Origin of the sequence: Dickeya aquatica, from assembly GCF_900095885.1 — a bacterium.
In the GTDB taxonomy this organism is placed as follows: domain Bacteria; phylum Pseudomonadota; class Gammaproteobacteria; order Enterobacterales; family Enterobacteriaceae; genus Dickeya; species Dickeya aquatica.
In genome coordinates, this window is the sequence record NZ_LT615367.1 from 3,414,699 (window position 1) to 3,435,177 (window position 20,479).

Annotated in this window: 5 protein-coding genes; all 5 read right to left on the reverse strand. The window is 59.9% G+C overall.

The genetic code is table 11. The annotated features are described in order from the left end of the window. Positions 1 to 1,899, reverse strand: a complete 1,899-nt coding sequence (gene fabD / locus DAQ1742_RS15520; protein ID WP_071604058.1) for an ACP S-malonyltransferase — start codon at positions 1,897 to 1,899, stop codon at positions 1 to 3. A gap of 67 nt (positions 1,900 to 1,966) precedes the next feature. Further along, on the reverse strand, positions 1,967 to 2,236 hold the full coding sequence (locus DAQ1742_RS15525) for an acyl carrier protein (protein ID WP_035340232.1): 270 nt from the start codon (positions 2,234 to 2,236) through the stop codon (positions 1,967 to 1,969). A gap of 24 nt (positions 2,237 to 2,260) precedes the next feature. Continuing rightward, entirely contained in the window at positions 2,261 to 3,505 is a 1,245-nt protein-coding gene (locus DAQ1742_RS15530; RefSeq protein ID WP_035340230.1) for an aminotransferase class I/II-fold pyridoxal phosphate-dependent enzyme, read from the reverse strand. Positions 3,506 to 3,571: 66 nt separating this feature from the next. After that, on the reverse strand, positions 3,572 to 4,576 hold the full coding sequence (locus DAQ1742_RS15535) for an NAD-dependent epimerase/dehydratase family protein (RefSeq protein ID WP_035340227.1): 1,005 nt from the start codon (positions 4,574 to 4,576) through the stop codon (positions 3,572 to 3,574). Continuing rightward, a complete protein-coding gene (locus DAQ1742_RS15540; protein ID WP_232046528.1) occupies positions 4,573 to 20,472 on the reverse strand; it encodes an SDR family NAD(P)-dependent oxidoreductase in 15,900 nt (5,299 codons plus the stop codon). Before DAQ1742_RS15540 ends, DAQ1742_RS15535 begins: the two co-directional genes overlap by 4 nt. Positions 20,473 to 20,479: the final 7 nt, after the last annotated feature.

Here is a 20,479-nt window from a genome sequence, read left to right on the forward strand (position 1 = left end):
TTACGCTCCCTCTGTCACCACCTGGCCGACATGTTGTTTTAAAACACTCAGCAAGCGGGATAGGCTTTCGGCGTTCCTGCCGAATTGATTGATGATTGCGCCGTGCTGAAAATGCGCGGCAAAACCGTATTTGATAAAGGTAGACAGCGTGCCGGTAGGGCTGAGATCGACAAAAAACGCCTGATTCTTCTCACTCAGTGCCTGCATCAGGCCATAAAAATCAACCGGTTCGCGCAAAACCCGCCAGAAATACTCGCTATCCCACCGCGCCACTTCACGGCCTAACAGCGAGGAGTAGACCGTCATGTTCGGGGCGTGTTTGGGCAAGGTGTCCACCAGCGCGCGAAAATCCTGCTCGATGGGGGCAATCCCCGAGGAGTGGAACGGCTGCTCAACGGGCAACAGCATTGAGATAATCTCGTGCTGCGTCAGGCGCTGTTTCAGCGTCGACAGGCTTGCGCGCGTGCCGCTGACCACAAAGTTATTGGGAAAGTTTATGCTGGCAAGCTCGGTTCCCTGATACAGCGCGGCATTGGCCTGAAAGTGCGCCACCGGAGCCAGCACACTCATCATGCCGCCGCCTGCGGTTCTCTCGCCCAGCATGTGCGCCTGCGACACCACCAGTTTCATGGCGTCATCAAGCGTCAGCACCCCGGCCACCGCCGCCGCAATGCACTCGCCCAGGCTGTAGCCGAGCACCGCATCCGGTTCAATACCTTCGGCCTTTAACATGTGGGTCAGGCTCACGCCAATGCTCAGTAACGCCACATTCGACAGCGCCACATCAGAGAGCGGCAACGGACGATGCGCCTCGTCATGCAGCACCGCCAGCAGGCTATAACCAATATGCTGTCGGCCCAGCGCATCACAGATGTCCATTTGGCGGCGAAAGGCGCTGTTGCAGCGATACAGCTCCTGGCCCATGCCGTAATATTGCGAGCCCTGCCCGCCAAACATCAGCACCACCTTCGGGTTGCCCGCTGGCACGGCGCGTGGAGGACTGACGCTTTCCGGCACCGCGGCCGGAGCCGGGTCAGTGGTCAGCGTCATCGGTTGCGCCTTGATTTTCGCCAGCAAGCCGGTGAGCACCTGGCCTGGCCCGATTTCGTGTTGCTCCACCTCACCGGCCGCCAGCAGGCGCGAGAGGCTTTCGTACCAGCGCACCGGGTGGCTTATCTGGCGCGTCAGCAGGTCAAGGTAATCCGTTGTGGGGTAATCGAGTGCGGTGTAGTTGGCAATCACCCGCGCCTTGAGCGGGTTAAAGGTAAAACGCCGGGCAAACGCGGCAAACTGCGCTTCGATATCGCGCATGTAGCGTGAGTGAAACGCCGCACTGACATTCAGCCGGATATAGCGCGCCCCGGCGGCGGTAAACAGCGACTCACAGGCCACGATGTCGTCATACAGGCCGGAAATCACAATTTGCTGTGCACTGTTGATGTTAGCGATATCAATGCCGCTAAACGGGGACGAGGCCAACAGCGCCGTCACCCGATCCAAATCCATGCCCAGCACGGCAGCCATCGCACCACGCGGTGCTTTGGCCATCAGCAAACCGCGCTCTCTCACCAGCGCAACGCCGGTGGCAAAGTCAAACGCCCCGGCGGCAAACAGCGCGGCGAACTCACCCAGGCTATGACCGGCATAGCAATCCGGTTGCGGCTCGCCGTCTTGCCGCCTGGCAAGCACGCCAAGCGCGCTGACCACAAACAACGCCGGCTGGGTGAATTCCGTTTCACCCAGTACCCCCTGAGGGTCGTTGAGGCACAGCTCGGTTATCGAAAAACCCAGCACCTCATCAGCCTGACGCACCTGCGCAGGAAAGCGCTCAAACAGCGCTTTGCCCATCCCTTTCTGCTGCGATCCCTGCCCAGGAAATACCCAAATTGAAGAAGACATAGCGCTCCTGTTTCTGTTCCCTAGAATTGTCACGTAACGTTGCGTGTTTACCCTTCAACGCGTGATGTCAGGATTTGAGCGCGTCTTCCGGCAAATGGGCCTCAATGGTGCCGACCAGGTCGCCAAGGGTGTAAATACCGCGCTTGTCACCGTCGTTGACCTTGATGTTGAGTCGCTTTTCAATTTCGTACCAGGACTCAAGCATCTCCACCGAATCCACCCCCAGTTCGCCGCCAAGGAATGCTTCCAGATCAACAATTTCCGGGGTAAAGCCCGTGTTTTTGATGCCATTAATCACATCAAGAACCACCGTAAGAATCTCTTTCTGAGTGTCCATGTTTTCTCTCCTTCCTCTCATCCATTAGAGTGCGTCAAACTCGCGTGCCACCTCGGCGATAATCTCAACCACGTTGTCTATCTCCTCACGGGTATGGGAAGACATCACTGACAGGCGCAGGCGTTCTTTATCCGGCGGAACCATCGGGTATTCCATGATGTTGGCGAAAACACCGCGTTCGAACAGGCGGCGATTGATGTTGCCGACGATAGAGAGTTTCCCGAAGAAGACAGGAATAATTCCCGACTCGCCGCGCAGAATGTTGAAGCCTTTGGCTTCCAGCTGGTCTTGCATGTAACGCACGTTGTCGTGCAGGCGGGCGATGCGCTCCGGTTCACGCTCCATCACATCAAGCGCGGCAGAAATCGCCGCAATCGTCGGTTGTGCCAGCCCGGAGGTGAACAGATAAGGGTAGGAGAAATTGCGCAGCATAAAGATATGCTCGCGGCTGCCGGAGATAAATGCGCCCTGCGCCCCCAGCGATTTGCTACAGGTAGACATGCGCAAATCCACCTGGCCTAACAGATCCAAATGCTCCAGCGTCCCCTTGCCGGTGCGCCCGAGCGTGCCTAATCCGTGGGCGTCATCAAGAATGGTGATGATGTCGTGCGCGCGGCAAATCTCAATGTAGCGTTTCAGATCGATAATCGAGCCGTCGGTCGAGCGTACCCCTTCCACGGTCGAGAAAATCTGGGCATTCGGTTTGGAGCGGGCGCGAATTTTTGGCAGCATCGCCTCAAACTCATCCAGGCGCTCCGGGTCAAAGGTAAAGAACGGCACATTGGTCATTTTGACCGCGTTTATCACGCTGGCATGGCTGTTCTGGTCATAGATGATGATGTCGTTACGGTTCATCAACCCATTGACCCAGCACAGGTTTGCCATGTATCCGCTCGGCAGCAGTACCGCATCTTCATGGCCGGCCAACGCCGCCAGACGTAACTCAAGGTCACGATGCTGTTTGGTATAGCCGGAAAACGCCGGTGAACCGCCGGTGCCAATGCCGTATTTCTCAACCGCTTCCACCACCTTGCTTTTCACATACGGATGGTTAGCCAGGCCAAGGTAGCTGTTCGAGCCAAACACCAGCACATTTCTGAAGTCATCACTGTGCAAGTCTTTGTATTGCATACGCGCATCGACCGGCCCGGAGCCCTGACGGCTGAACATAAAGCCTTTTTCCAGCTCTTTGAGGTAGGTGCCGTAGCGTAATTTCACACGCTCTTTGAAAGGTTTACGCTCAAGTTCAACAAGATCATGAAAATCCATTATAAAAACCTCCTTGGTTATCTCTTCTCACAAAGAGAGTGATTCCGTTTGCTAAGATTTCATTGGCTAAGATGCCGTTTGCGAAGGCGCGATAAACCCGTTGGCCCGATACCAGGACACGCATTCATCCACCATTTGGCTTAAAGAACAGGGCTGATAGCCGAGCTCACGCTCTGCCTTGGCGCTGCTAAAGTAATAAACCCCACCGAATACACGCAGCCGATAGGCATCCAGCACCGGCTCACCGCGCAGCAGCCACGGCAACTTTTCCTGAAGCCACGTTTTCAAATAGAGCGCGGAATAATGGCCTTGAGGCCGCTCGGCCTGGCAGGGCACCACCGCTTCAATGGCGCGGATAAGCTCGCTATAGCGGGTATTGGCTCCGGCAATCAGATAGCGCTCACCGGCGTTGCCTTTGGTCAAGGCATTGACGTGTGCCTCACCCACGGCGCGCGCCCCACAAAAGCTGGCCCCGCCTGGGGGCAGGAAGGGCAACTGGTTATAGGCCACCGCCAGCACCATTCGCCCCCATTGCATGGAATAGTCGTAAGCGCCCAGCACTTCGGCCGGGTTGAGAATGAGCGCGGACAAGCCGCGATCGCAGGCGCGGTACACCAGTTCTTCGGCCTGCAATTTGCTTTTGGCATAGGGATTTTGGGCGCGAAATCCACTCAGCGCCGTCGCTTCCGTTGCCTCGGCGGTCGGGTCGTTATGTGCGCCTATCGTCGAACTGGTGCTGGTGTACACCAGCCGCGACACCCCACATGCCAGTGCGGTATCAATCACCGCACGCGTCCCGTCAATATTGACCGCCGCCAGTTTGGGCCAGTCACGCGCCTTGCTGCTGGTATTGCCTGCGGTATGAATCACGCCCTCATGCCCATCCATCGCCGCACGCAGGCGCGGGCCGTCATGCAGTTCGCCGCGCACCAGCGTGACGCCCAACGGCTCCAGAAAGCTCACATTGGCGCTGGCACGCACATAGGCAGTGACCTGATGGTTAGCAGCGACCAGCGCGTTGACCACGTTGAGCCCGACAAATCCGTTTGCTCCGGTTATCAATATTTTCATGGTGTTCTATCTTGCTGATGACGTTCTTCAAGTGTTTTCAAAAAGGCTTTACGCCCTTCCCCTTTGCTGCGCATCGGCAGCGCTGCCGGATTTTTATCCGGGTGACGGGCGATGCCCTCCAGCAGCAGTACGAACTGTTCCAGCCGTTGCTGTAGCGTCGCGGCCTCAGCCGCCACGTCACGGCTCATCAGGTGCACCTGCACGCTGTGCTCCCCGACGAGCGCCACCAGTACCAGACGCAAGTGAGGATGGCGGGCAAACAGCACCGAGGCCGCCGGGGCCGCATCGGCCGGTTCGTTCAGCAGCATCAACGCACTGTCAAACAGCGTGGCATCCCCCGCCCAGAGCGCTATCTGCTCAAGCGAGGCTCCGGCGTGTTCCAGACTGCCGAGCAACTGATGTTCAATGGTTTTAAGCCAGGCGGCGGTTTTATAGCGCCCCACCACCGCAAGGCGAACGGGAAGCGCTTCGACGTCATCGCCCTGCGCGGGCCGGAACACGCCAAACTGCGCCTGTTTAACCCGTGCATGGCGGTTGGTGAGCAGTGCCCAGCCAGCGGCTATCAGCGTCTCCAGCGCAACCGCCTGACGCTGCGTGCAGGCTTGCAACGCCGCCGTCGTTTCGCTATCGATAAGTGCATCCACATGCTGGCTGAACGGTTGCGACTCATCACGCTCTGCTGTGACCGTCCCCCCCAGCAAGGCGGAGACTACCTGTGAGCCAACCTCCTCTTTGCCGGTCTTGCTATGCAGGTAATCTGCCCAGAATGCCTGTTGTGATGACACATCCTGATGTGCCGCGGTCGTGGCCGCAGGCAGCGTGCAGGCAAACCATGCCTGCGGCTCGCTTAACGGCGCGCTCACCGCCGGGGCATCCGGCACGGCGGGCGGGTGTTGCGACAGCGGAGCCTCAAGGCGCAGCGCCGCAGAGAGAGAGCAAGGGTGTTTGGCAAACGGGTAGCCGGGCAACGGCACACGACGGCGCGCCATCCCCTGATGTAACAGGCTCCAGTCGATGTGGCAGCCGCGGCTCCACAGCGTGGCAACATTGGCAAGCTGCCCGGTCTGCACCAGCGCCTGAATAAAACGCTGCCCGGCCTGACCGGCGATAAGCTGCGGCACCTCTTTGCTGTCACGCACATTGCCGCTGTATGTCGCCTGTGCGCGGTGGTCAGCGTCCGGCTGAGCGATAAAACCGCTCAGTTTCGCCACGAGATCATCATGGCTCAACGCGACGATGGCCAGACGCTGATCCAGCGTGACGCGCCCAATCTGGCTGGTGTAGGCAAGGTCGGCAAGCGGCCAGACACGGCCTTGCTGCTGAACGGCATCACGCAACAAGGTCGCATACTCGACCAGCCGGTCGGTATGGTGGGCAGATAACACCACTATCTGCGGGGTGTTCGGCACACTCTCGCCCTGTGTGTCAGCGTGGTGTACAGGCGGCCTCTCGTGCGCTTGCGGCGACTCCACCACCACAAAAGCGGTCGAGCCCCCCATGCCGTAGGCGTTAATCCCGGCCAGACGAGAACCTCTGGCGTTGGTCTGCCATTCCTGCGCCTCACGCGGGAACACAAAAGCGGATGTTTCATGTTCAAACGAGCTGTTGATGCGATGCAGGTTGACGCACGGCGATAACCGCCCGTGCTGCATACTCAGCAACACTTTAATCAACGAACAGATGCCCGATGCCGCTTCCATATGGCCAAGGTTGGCTTTAGTACCCAGCGCACAGAACTGTTGTGCCTGCGTCTGACGGCGCAGCGCATTGGACAGCGCCTTGAGCTCAATCGGATCGCCCAGTTCCGTTGCCGCACCGTGGCTTTCGATGTAGGTCAGCTCATTGACATCGATACGCGCTTCATTGATGGCCCGCACCGCCGTCTCTTCCATTACCGCCAGATTCGGCAGGTATTGCCCCGCGCCCGTACCGGCATGACCGATGCTGGAACCGCGCAACACACCGTAGATGTGGTCGCCATCGGCCAGCGCCCGGCTCAGGCGTTTGAGCACCACGATACCGCTGCCCTCACTCGGGATAAGGCCGTGGGCGCGCTCATCGAAGGTATACTCCTTGCCGTCTGAGGAGAGCACGTTCATCTGCTGAAGCAACATATACTTGCTCGGATGCAGGCTCAGATTAATCCCGCCAGCCAGCGCCATATCACACTCGCCACCGAGGATAGCCTTGCGCGCAATATGCACGCTCGTCAGCGATGACGCACACGTAGTGGCAAGGGTGAAACTGGGGCCACGCAGGTTCATTAGAAATGAAATACGGTTCGCCAGTTCGCTGACAACAGAGCCTGCCCCCGGATAGCGGCCGGTGCGTGCATAAATTTCGGCCATCACCCAGGTGAAGTCTTCATTCATCGCCCCGACATACACACCAACCTGCTGCGCGTTAAGCGCCGCCGGGGTGTAACCGGCATCCTCCAGCGCATGCCAGGCGCTGCGCAGCAACACACGCACCTGCGGGTCAAGGCGACCGGCTTCCTCGTGGCTCATGCGAAACATCACGGGATCAAACACCTCCACGTTACTGAGAAAGCCGCCACGACTCACATAGCGCGGGTTACCGTTATCATCCGGCGAGATAACCCAGCGCGTATCCGGGATTGCCGTCAGGTTTTCTTTGCCCGCCTGAAGATCGGCCCAGAACTGAGTCAGACTTTCTGCACCGGGGAATTCGCCCGCCATGCCGATAATCGCCACGGCGTCGCTTTCTGCCTGGGCCGCCGCAGGCGCAACGGATGCCCGCGGGGCACGCATCATGCGGGCATTCAGGGCACTGGCGGGTGTGGTGCGTTTAAGAGAAGGTGCGGCGGGCGCACTGGCGAGCGGGCCTGCCACCGGCTCACTGGCGTGCGACGCCGTGGCCTCGGCTAACGCCGCCTGCACCGCAGGCTTCGCGCCATAACGCTCACACAGATACCCGGCCAGTTTGGCCGTGGTGTTAAATTCAAACGGTGCGGTTTTCGCCAGCCCCTCATACTCTTTTTCCAGCCCGGCACGCAGCTCCATCAGCATGATGGAATCCATGCCCAACTGCTCAAACGTGGCCTCCACCGCTATCTCGCTGGCGGGCAGCTTGGTGATAGTGGCAATGCGCGCTTTGAGGTCGTGCTCGCAATGGTGATAGGCGCGGCTCACCTCATCCGTCGGCGCAAGCGCCACTGGCGACGTGGGGGCGGCCTGATGGCGCACCACCACGGGCGGGCGCGGCTCATCGGCCTGAATGCGCAGCGCACGGGCCACTTTAGAGCGCTCGCCCACTGCCACCAGCAATGCCGGGCTCTGTTCGAGCAGGGCGCGTTCGAGAGCGATAATACCGTCTTCCTGACTTAAGGCCGCCATCCCCGAAAACTCGAACAGGCTGGCATCCTGTTGCTCAATGTTCATCTGGCCATTGGCCCACAGCGGCCAATTGACAGAAAGCGTCTGGCCGCTGCGCTGGCCTTGTTGCACCTGATGGTTACGCCACAGCGCGTGGCTATCCATAAAGCGATTACCGGCGGCGTAAACCCCTGAGCCCAAATCCCCCAGCACCGCCGAAACGGAAGAGAAATTGATAAAGACAGCAAGCGGCTCCTGCGCCGTGGCATGGTCAAGGGCCACCAGGCCATCCACCTTCGGGCCAATCAGCGCGTGAAACTCCGCTTCCGTCAGCGCGGTGATGGGGGTGGCGCTGGCAACACCGGCGCAGTGCAGCACACCCTCGATCGCACCGAACGCGGCTTTCGCCTGCGCAATCAAGGCGTCCGCCTGCCCGTCCTGCGCCACATCGGCCGCAACGTAACAGACTTCAGCGCCCAGCTCACGCATCGCAGCCAGTTGCTGCATGACCGCCTCACCGGGCTTGGCCGAACGGCCGCTCAGCACGAGGCGAGCCTGATAGCGGGAGGCCAGATAGTGCGCCATCAACAGCCCCAGCTTGCCCGCCCCACCGGTTATCACATAGTGGCCGCGGTGGACGAAGTTCAATTGCGGCTGGCGGCCATTGCCGTCGGCCTGAGGCGGGGTAATTTCATGCAGCGTGCGCACATAGCGCATCCCCTGGCGATACGCCAGCTCCAGTCCCGCCAGCGGGGCCGGGCGCTGTACAAACTCTTGCATAATCTCACCCGCCAGCGCGGCGGCGCTATCTGCATCACTGCGCAGGCTGAACAGCTCAAAGCGGTGGTTAATGGTCAGCAATGAGCGGGCGTAACCGCTGGCCGCATCCTGCTGCGGCTCAACGCGCTCATCGTGTGTGCGATAGACGTTAACGCAGCGCAGCGGCTGGCCGGGTTGCTGTGTCTCCAGCGCCGTAAACAGGTGGCGCAACGACTGCAAGACCTGGTGCAGCCGGGAAGCGGCATCCGCCCCCGAGATCTCATCAAAGTGCGTATGTGCGCCAATGGCATGCACGATATGGGTTGGCCAGAGGTGGCGGGCGGCCAACTGCTCACACAGGGCCTGCATACTGGCCTGAGACTGGGTATCCACGCTGAATCGATGGGCATCGTGCTGGATAAAGCCATCGGCAGGCGTTACCGCCAGCACGCGGGCAGCGTCACCGTAACGGGCGCGCAAGGCCTCAGCCAGCGCGTCGTCGTCACTGAGCACCAGCACCTGTACCGCGGCCGGTGCGGGGGTAAGAGCAGCATCGGTTGCCGCCTGCGGCAATGGTGTGGCCTGCCATGTATAGGCATAGAACTGCACCTGCGGTGACGGCACGGCCGGTGACGTCAGCAACGGTGTATCACGCTCAAGCTGGCGGGCAGCAAAGTCTTTCAGGCGCACCAGCACGCGGCCATCCGTATCCACCAGCGTGATGTCATGCTTTTGGATGGCGCTATCAGCTTGCTGGCCCGACGCCTGCGATTGGGCTGGCGTGACATAGGCGTAGCACTCACTGCCAGCCGGATGGCGGAATTCCAGCTCGCCCAGCGAAAACGGCACGACCGGCGTGGCGTATGCCACCGGCTCCAGCCCTACGGCCAGACAGGTTCGCAGCGCCCCGTCCAACAGCGACGGATGCAGGTAATACGCCGTACCAGACTCGCCCGGCGGCAGACACAGATGGCTCAATGCCGCATCGGCAAAGCGATAGCGCTCCCGCGTGACCTGATAGCTCGGGCCATAGGCAAAGCCCATCCCGGCAAATTCCGCATAAATGGCCGCCTGATCGCATTCGTGTTTGCCGCGGCTACGCAGGGCATCAAGATCGATCCACTCATCGTCCGGCACACTGGTAGCAGGGCGATAGTGCAGCTCGGCTTCCAGCGACAGCGCTCCGCTGTGGCGCTGTCGCACCGCCACCAGCACCGCGTCGTCATGCACGGGCGTCAGGTCTATCGCCACCGCTACCGGCGCATCGGCAACCTCAATGGCGTTCATCCACATCAGGTTGCGAATCGTGCCCACAACCCAGTCGCTTTCCAGCGCCAGCTGGCCTGCGGCGTGGATCATCTCGATATAGGCCGAACCGGGCAGGATCATGCGGGCATCACGGCTGCCGACCACATGATCGCGCAGATAACGTTCCTGCCCGGTCAGTTGCTTGAGAAATGCCTGCTGTGACAGCGTGGAAATATTTTCGTCAATCAACGGATGCAGCGACGCAGCGCGCGCCGACCGCTGCGGTGCAGAAGGCTGCGCCAGCCAGTGACTGCGCAGCACCAGCGGCAGCGGCGGGAATGACACCCGGCGCACTCCGCCGTCATGGTCAGCAAAAAGCGACGGTGCAACCTGTTGCCAGTTCACCTCCAGCATCGTGCTCCACAGGTGCGCCAGACGCAGCAACTGGCGCTCCTGCACCAGAGTGGCCAGCAGCGCATCGAGCTGTTTGCGGTCTAAAATGGTATCCAGACGCTCGCTGCTCGCAGCAATGCGCCCGCGAAAAAGCGATTTCGCCGTGCCGTCGTGCGGGTAGTGTTCAAGCTGACTGAGTAAATCACCAAGACTGTTTGCCACCACGGCAAGGCGCTCGGTCATGGCATCACGCCCGACCAGCGATGAGAACGCCAGCGAGTCAAAATCCGGCGCAGTTTGCGGCTCACGCAAGGCTTGACGCAGGAAGTCCACCATGCGCCCGACGTACTGTGTTAGACGCGCATCGCTGTCTGCCGAGAGCACAAACAGGCGAGGTTCACCAGCCTGCTTTCTGCCCGCGGCCAATGCCGGTGCTTCTTCTATCAAGACATGGGCATTTGACCCACCGGCACCAAACGCGCTCAGACCGGCGCGGCGCGGGTGATCCGCCGCCGGCTCCCAGGCTTCAAGCGCCTGTACCACGCGAAACGGCGAGGCGGCAAAGTTGATTTTGTCATTCAGCGTGTGCGAATGCAGTGACGGTACTATCTTACGGTGGCGCAGCTGTAGCAGGATTTTGGTTAATCCGGCGATGCCGGCGGCAGACTCAAGATGCCCGATATTGCTTTTCACCGACCCGATACGGCAACGCCCCGCCTGCCGTGACAGCGTGGCGTCAAAGGACGCATGGATAGGCGTAAAGGCTTTGGTCAGCCCGGAAATTTCAATCGGGTCGCCCAGCAGGGTGCCGGTGCCATGCGCCTCAATGTAATCGATGGTAGCCGGGTTCCAGCCCGCACGGGTTAAGGCCGTGCTGATAACGTTGCTCTGCGCTGCCTGATTGGGCACGGTAAAGCCGCTGGTTTTGCCGCCGTGGTTAATCGCCGTTGCCTTGATAACACCATAAATCTGGTCGCCATCGGCTATTGCCTGCTGTAACGGCTTGAGCAACACCGCACCCACGCCTTCGCCGGGTACATAGCCATCGCCGCCTTCACCGAAGGCACGGCAGCGCCCGTCGCTGGACAGAAACTGATTCTGCCCCAACTGGTAGTACTTCATCGGGTGCACAATCAGGTTAACGCCACCGGCTATCGCCATGGTGCAGTCACCGTTTTGAATCGCCTGGCAGGCCATATGCAACGCGGTGAGCGACGATGAGCACATGGTATCGAGCGCGACACTCGGGCCATTGAGATTGAGGTAGAAGGACACACGGTTAGCGACCGAGGAGTGCAGCGACATCGCCCAGCCGGATTCATGCTGTTTTTCCGTGGTTTCAAGGCATTGATACTGCCCCCACATCACCCCGACATAGACACCGACCGGCGACTTGCTCAGCGCCTGACGGGAGTAGCTGGCATCGGAAATACACTCCCATGCGGTCTGCAAAAACAGCCGCTCTTGCGGGTCAAGCAGTTCGGCTTCACGCGGCGAGATGTTGAAATACTGGCAGTCGAATTTATCAATATCATCGATAAACCCGCCCCATTTGCTGTAGACCTTGTTCTTCGGCCCGCGCGCTGGCGAGTAATGCTCATGGTAGTCCCAGCGCGACAGCGGGATTTCGCTGATGCTGTCCACGCCGCCGGTGAGATTCGCCCAGAACGCATCCACATCACCGGCCCCCGGATAGCGGCCACTCAGCCCGATAACCGCAATGTCCTCTTTCACTCCGGCATCACCCGGCCCACGGCGTTTCAGGGCCTCAAAACGCGAAGCGTTTAACAGGCTCGCCAGCGCCGGGCGTGAAGACGACATCGGCCCGGTATGGCGCTGAGGTTCCGGCGCAGGCGGAGCCGCAACCGGTATCGCCTCGGCCCACTCGGCCAACGTCGGGTAGAGGTAGACCGCGCTTGCAGACACGCCGTGAAAACGCACGTCCAGCGCATGCTGCAAGCGCATCAGGCTAATGGTATCGAGCGGCCACTGATGCAGCGGTGTCAGCGCCGAGAGGTTTGCCGAAGCGGCCCCCACCGCGGCCGTTAACGCAGCAAACAGCCCATCGCGTGTCACCGGCCCGGTTTCAGCAGCGCGAGATGGCGCAGGGCTGGCATCGTGCGATAACGGCGCAACCGGCGCAGATGAGGGACTCGCCGCCGCTTGTAAAGCCGCCGCCTGTTCGGGATAGTTCTCACAGAGAAAATCCGCCAGCGCGTCGATATCCTGATACTCATAGAACAGGGTTTGCGACACCTCGCCAAAGCGGGCAGCCAGCGTCCCGTTCAGGGCCAAAATCATCATCGAATCCAGGCCGTAATCCGATAACGGCGTCGCCGGTTGCACTTCGCCAGCATCCAGTTTCGTGGCATCAGTAATGCTGGTTATCAGATAATCCAGCACCTCATCACGAACCGATCGATTGCGGGCCGAGGCCACAGGCGTTGCCTGCGCAGCAGGGGCAAAAGCCGCGACCTGTGCGGGGTAGTTTTCCAGCAGATAGTCGGCCAGCGCAGCGAGATCGTCATGTTCATAAAACAGCGTTTGCGGCAGCCCTTCAAACGCGGCGGCCAGCTTTTCGTTCAGCGCCAGGATCATCATCGAATCCAGGCCGTAATGTGATAACGGCTCGCTGGCCGAAACCTCACCGGCGTCCAGTTTGGTGACATCGATGACCTGCGCAATCAACATATTGACGATGGCCTCGCGTGAAGAGGCCGCAACCGATGACGACACGGCAACCGGCCCGGACGCACTGATGTTGGCGCTAGCGGCACGCAGAGCAGCAGGTTTCGCCACCGGCGTGGATGGCATGCCCAGATGCGCTACCGCCTGAGTCTGCAACCCGGTGAGCCTTATCACCACATTGCCGAGACTATCGAGCAAATCAATGTGGTAACTTGCCGTTGGCGCTGAATCAACGGTGTTGGCGCGGCGGGCGTAGGCATAGCAAATACCGGCGATCGGCCTGAAAATCTGCACGCAGGCCAGCGCCACCGGGACTTCCAGCGCGTGGGTCGCGGCGCTAAACCCACCGATACCAAGCGCCGTGCGCAGTGCGCCGTCCAACAATGACGGCGGCAGAATAAACGGCTGCACCAGCGGCGCGACCGGCACGCCGTCAGGGAATTTCAGCTCCGCCAGCGCCTCGTCGGCACTGGCATACAGGCATTCAATGACCTGAAAGGTCGGGCCGAGCGAAAACCCGCGTTGTTTGAACGCCGCATCAATCGCATGGCGCGGATAGTGCTGAGCGTGCGCCTGCAAGCGTTGTAAATCCACGGGTGCCGGTGCCGGTGAGGTTTCTTCACACAGACGACCACAGCCGTAGATATGGCGCGTGTCGCCCTCTTGCCGGTAAATGTCAAAATCCAGTCCGCCCTGCACCGGGCGCAGCGCGATGGCTATCTCAACGGCGTCACTGGTAACCAGAACGGGCTGACGCCACTGGATATTCTGCACCTGCGATAACAGCGGCCTGTCACCGTCTGGCGGCAACGCATGGCCGTGCAATGCCAGTTCACTGGCACTCAGCGCCATCTCGATGTAAGCGGCACCGGGCAGAATGCGGTTATCCCCCAGGCGGTGGTCATTGAGGAAGAACGCATCGGCATGGAGCCGCGTGCGAAAGGCCTGCTCTGCCAGCGTGGAAACATTCATCTCAATCAGCGGGTGCAACGCCGCCGCCCCCGCCGTCACTAACGCAGGCGAGGAAGCTGGCAACGCCGGAGCCCAGCACGCCTGACGCTGGAAGGCATAGCCGGGCAGCGAAACACGCCGACGCGGATGCGCGGCATGTAACGCCGACCAGTCCACCTCATGCCCGTTGGCCCAGGCTTCCCCCAATGCGCCAAGACGCTGCTGCGTGAGCCACTCGGCCAGCGGCGGCGTTGCGGCCGCCTGACGCGCATTGTCCCGATGCCCGGTACTTAATCCCGATAATTGCTGTTGGGTATAGGCACGCAGCTGGTTTGCCGCATCCGCCACCGTTTCTGCGACGAACGCCAGGCGGTATTCGTGCGCCACGCGCCCTGCCTGTAGCGTAAAGGCGATATCCTGTAGCGGCAGTTCCGGGTGCTGTTCAATGTAGGTCGCCAGTTGCCCGGCCATCGCCAGCAACGCCGCCTCCCGGCGGGCCGAGAGCACGATTAACGCGGGCTTGCCCGTCCCGGCATCCCCCTGCGCTGGCGGGGCAAGGTATTCTTCAACAATCAGGTGGGCGTTACTGCCCCCCGCGCCAAACGAGCTGATACCGGCGATGCGCGCAATTTCCCGGCGCTCGCGCTGCCCATCCGGCTGTGTCACCTCCAGTACCGGGCGCGACCAGTGCTCCAGCGATTGCTGCACACGGAACGGGCCGCTCTGAAAGTCGATAAACGGGTTAATCGCTTTTGACTGAATGGAGGGCACCAGCGTCTGATGTTGCATCTGGAGCAGCACTTTGGTTAGCGCAGACATCCCGGCGGCGGCTTCCAGATGGCCAATGTTGGCCTTCACCGAGCCGATAGCACAGTATTTGCCGCGCTCTCCTGCCACCGAAAACGCTTTATTCAGACCGCTGACTTCTATCGGGTCGCCCAGTTTGGTGCCGGTGCCATGCGCTTCGACATAACTGATATGACGCGGATTGACCTTCGCCGTCGCCAGCGCATCGGCAATCAGCTCCGCCTGACGCTTCGCGTTAGGCACGGTAAAACCAGAGGCTTTACCGCCGTGATTCACCGCCGAGCCACGAATAATGCCATAGATATGATCGCCGTCCTCCCGCGCCCGTGACAGTGACTTGAGCACCACGGCTCCTACCCCTTCACCCGGCACATAGCCGGTGCCGCCTTCGCCAAAGCTGCGGCAGCGCCCGTCCGAGGAGAGAAAGTGCATATTCGACAGCAGGTGATACTTGTAAGGGTGCAGCGACAGGTTGACACCACCGGCAATCGCCACCGCCACATCGCCACTGCGAATGGCCTGGCTGGCCACATGGATAGCCGTCAGTGACGAGGAGCAGGCGGTATCAAGCGCCATACTCGGGCCGGAGAAGTTAAAGAAGTGCGACACCCGGTTGGCTACCGACCAGTAAGAGGAGTGCGAAGTCGTCCACTGGTTTTCCGGGCTGGTGACGGCATGGAGCTGATAATCCCCCCACATGATGCCGACATAAACGCCGACGCGGTTTTCGCGCCCGGCCTGCACCGGGGCAAGCTTGTCTGCGGTGTAGCCCGCATCTTCAATGGCGTGGGTGACGGTTTCCAGAAACAGCCACTCGTTCGGGTCCATGATTTCGGTTTCTTTCGGCGAGATATTGAAATACCGGAAATCAAACCGCTCCACACCGGAAAGGAACCCGCCCCAGCGACTATAACTTTTCCCCGGTGTCGCCGCCCCGGCCTGGAACCAGCGTTCGTTCCAGCGCTCAGGCGGAATCTCAATCACGCAGTCACGCCCCTGTGCCAGGTTGCTCCAGAACTGTTCGAGGTTCTCCGCTTCGGGGTAACGCCCGGCGATACCGACGATGGCAATGTCATCATCGTGTCGATCCGGTTGTGCGCTACGCGACGGTGACGCCACCTGCGCGTGAACCGTTTCTGCCGCAGGCGAAGCCGGGTAAGACACCGGCGTTGCCGGTGTGCTGACCGGTGCTGCCCCCGACAGCGCGAGGCAGGCATCCGGGCTAGTGTCCAGCAGGAAGCGGCTCAGCTCGTCCATGGTCTGGTATTCAAAAAACAGCGTCATCGGCAGCGTGCTGCCGAAGGTCTTTTTCAGCTCATCAACCAGGTCGATAACCACCACCGAATCAAAGCCGTAATCACGAAAGAAGCCGTGGCGCTCAAAATGCGGCGGGATCTGTAATTTCCGGGCAAACAGCGCAGACAGATAGCGGATAACGCGCTCCTGTTGTGCGTGGCGGTCATCCCCGCCGGAGGCGGCAGGTGCGGCAACAGGCAGCGGCGCAGGCTCAACCACCCCCAGCACCTCGTCAATGCGCGCGCGTTCACCCGGCATCACCACTATCTGAGAGGCCCGGCTTTGCAGCGCATAGTCAAAAACAGCAAGGCCATCTTCGCTCAGCAGCGGCACAATGCCGAACTGGCTTTTCAGAAAATCGGCCTCTTTCTCGGTCAGACGCATCCCGCCGTCTTGCCAGTAGGGCCAGTTCAGCGAAAGGGTTTTCCCGCTGCGCGCACCCTGCTGTTGCCAGGCATTACGCTGATAAGCAAAGTAATCTTCAAAGGCATTGCCAAAGGCATAATCGCATTGCCCCATGTTGCCTAACACGCCAGTCACCGACGAGAACAGCACAAAAAAGTCGAGCGGTAGCGTGCGGGTTGCTTCATCGAGCAGCCAGGTGCCCATCGCCTTCGGGGTGATGACACGAGCAAACGCATCCGGGCTTTTACGCAGAATAAAGTTATCTTCAATGACGCCAGCCGAGTGGATGACGCCGTTTAAGCTGCCGCCTGCCTCAATCGTCTCGATTAACTGCCGAACGCTATGCGCATCGCTCATGTCACACGCCAGATAGCGGGCGTGGCCGCCCAGGGCATTGAGCGCCTCAAGCTGTTGCTGGCGTTCGTCATCCAACGCAGAGCGGCCACTCAGGTACACGGTTGCCCCGTAGTGCGAGCAGAGGAAACGGGCAAAGATAAGCCCCAGCGCCCCCAGGCCGCCGGTGATAAGGTAGGTTCCCTGCTGGCGCAAGGCCGCCGGGGCAGATACCGTCGGGTTGACGGCATCCGCTGTCGGGCTCAGCGGCAACGGCGCTTCGGCAATAAAGCGACGCACCAGACGCAGCCCTTGAACATAACGGACGTCGGCTTCTTTGCTGGTATCACTGAATTCGGTGTTGATCAGCCTGGCAATCGTGCCTGCCGCGTTTTCACCATCGACCGCCGGGTCGCCGTACACCACGCGGCCCGTGTAGGCCGGTTTTTCAACACGCAGTGTGCGGTAAAAACCACTGATGGCGCGCACATCAGGCTGGCTCTCGTGCGCGAGGTGGAGATGGACAAACCGGGCCTTTTTAACTTTACGCATCATGACTTTGGTTAAGGCAAACAGGCTCTGCGGGCCATCGCTCAGGCGGGTGGCAAAATCCGCGCTGGCCGACGGCCTATTGATCCACAGCACCCGTTCAAACGTTGCACCCTGCGCCAGCAGCGCTTCCACCGCTGCAACAAAGTCGTCCGTGTTGCCGGAGCGAACCCATGCACGATCGCCAGACGTTGACACCTCCTGCGTGGAAGCCAGCAGGATCTGCTGTATGTGCGGCGGATGTTCCGACTGCGCAATCAGGTTGGCGAGCCAGTCAACGTCTTGCTCACGGCCTACCAGCATCAGCCTGTCTGGCGGCGCGTCCGCTTCAGATACCGCGCGCTCAACCCAGTGCGGCTGATAGAGATTTACGTTGTCAGGCAGCGCTGGCGGTGCGGGGTTCACATGCACCTGCCCGGCCAGCGTCAGGCTGTCATCAAGAATACGCAAGCTCAAGCCACGCAGAATAAGCACCACGCGCTCAGGGTTATTCGCCTCGGCAAGGTGAATATCCACCCTGAAAACACCATCGCCCATCGCGCGCTCGCCAGACAACCTCAGGGTGGCTGTCATGGCGCAACGGCAAGGGTGCAATAACACCAGCTCTTCCAGCGCGAAGGGGATTATCTGCGCCCCCGGCACCGGCTCCTGATGTCCTTCACGCAATGTTTCGGTTGCCCACACTACCGCCGCCTGCAAGGCACCATCGGCCAGCGACGGATGCATCACAAAGTCCGTGTCACACCCTTCGGGCAGCGCCAGATGCGCACAACAGGCTTGCTCATCAAAGCTTATCTGGCGAATCGCCTTCAGCCCTGCGCCGTAGCGCATATCCAGACTATCGAGTAACTGATAGCAGGCAGCCGCATCGCGGGCGGACGCCTCGTCAGCCATCGGCGGCTGCGGCAACGCACAAGGCTCTGGCCGGGAAAGGCTCACGTAGCCCTGGCAGTAACGGGTTTGCGCGTTGTCGAGCACCTGAAATAACCACGATTTGCCGGGTTCATGCGGCTCAAGCTCAATGTAAAGCGCCGACGCGGGCGCGTGATACGCAAACGGCTTTAACCAGCTCACTTGTGAAAACGCGATGGCCTGTGCGTCTTTTAACGCCACCACATCGGTGAAGGCAGCCCGAACCAGCTCCAGATAGACCACGCCGGGCAAAATGCCCTGCCCGCCTATCTGGTGGTCGGTAATAAAAAACTCATCGCCCTGAAGCAGCACCTGATAACGCGAGCTGCCGACGTTCAACACGCGGTGGCGCTGGGCACGCAAAGCGGTGTGCGGCGAAGCGGCAAGCTGATGATGACTGAGCCAAAACGCGGAGTGGATAAACGGATAGCCCGGCAGCGCAATACGCGCAGGGCGTGCGCCTTTAAATAACCGCGCCCAGTCAAGCGGCACACCGCGCTGGTAATAGTCACTCAGTTGCTGCCACAGCGGCCCGGCCGCGATGCCGTCTTCCTGCACCGCCTCAAGCAGCGTATGGCCTTCGGCACGGGCGTGCTCCAGCGCGTCGGCCGCTTCAGTGGCCTGCTCTTGCAACGCCTGCGGGCCTTGCTCAATCGCCTGAGTCAGCGCCTGGATAACCGCCTCCACCTTACTGCCCACACAACTGTAGCGATACGCAAAGTGATCGCGGCAGGTCAGTAATGTGGCACTGACATCACGCAGCGACACGTCGGGATGTGCCCGCAGCCAGTCGATCAACGCGTTCTGGCGCTGCAACAACGCGGCCGGGCTTTTGGCCGACAGCGCAATCAGCCAGGGGCCAGACGTCAGCGGCGGGTGCTCCTGCACCTGGGAATTCTGCGGCGCTGGCGCTTCTTCCAGCACAATGTGGGCATTGGTGCCGCCAAAGCCGAACGAGCTGACGCCCGCGCGACGCGGGGTGTCGGCATCGATACACGGCCAGTCGCGGACTTCATCCACGAAGAAAAACGGTGTCGATGTGGTATCAATCCGGGGATTCACGGCAGAGAAATGGCGCAGGGGCGGCAAGGTTCGATGTTTAAACGCCAGTAACACCTTGATGATGCCCGCCACACCGGCTGCTGCTTCAAGATGACCGATATTGCTCTTCACCGACGTAACACCGCAAAACGCGTCATTCAGCGTGCTGTCCTGCTGTCTGGCAAGCTCGGAAAATGCATGAGTCAGCCCGGCAAATTCAATCGGATCGCCTTTCGGCGTCCCGGTTCCATGAGCCTCAATCAGCCCAATGGAATTGACCGGCACCCCTGCGTGGGTGTGTGCGGCGATGATGACATCAGCCTGCGCCTCGGCACTGGGGTAGGTGAGCGTGTAGGTGGTTCCGCAATGATTGACCGCGCTGCCTTTGATAACGCCGTGAATGACATCACCGTCAGCCAGTGCCTTGTCTAGTGGCTTGAGTAATAACACGCCCGCCCCTTCGCCACGCACATAGCCATCAGCCCGGCTGTCAAAAGAGTGGCAGGCCCCGGTCGGCGACATCATGCCCATTTTGCTAAACGACTGATGCCGGGTGGACGTCAAAATAAGATTCACACCGCCGCTTATCGCCATATCACAGTCGCCATGCGTCATGGCCTGAATGGCACTGTGAATCGCATGGAGTGAACCTGAACAGGCGGTATCAATCGCAATACTTGGGCCATGAAAACCAAAGAAATGTGAAATACGATTGGCAATAATCGAGGTGGCCGTTCCCGTCGAGTAATGCGCTTCAATGAGCGCATCGGTATTTTCCTGTAATTCTTTATAGTCGTTATTAAAAACGCCAATCATCACACCGACTTTATGCCCACGTAATGATGACGGGGGAATACCGGCATCCTCCAGACAAGACCAGGTAAGCTCCAGCATGATCCGCTGTTGCGGGTCCATCGTTTCAGCCACTTTAGGAATAATGCCGAAGAATTGATTATCAAAACCCGCGACATTATTAACAAAGGCCGCCCATCGTGTTTCCGTGTCATCAGGAAACTGCAAAGACTTTCTGGCATGAAGAGAACTATCTTTATTAAGATCAGAGTAAATATCAGAAATATTAGAAACAGAATTGCGGCGACGAACAATATTTTCCCAAAACTCGTTGTAATTACTGGCATCAGGAAACTGACAAGAAATCCCTATAATTGCAATATCCATATCCATT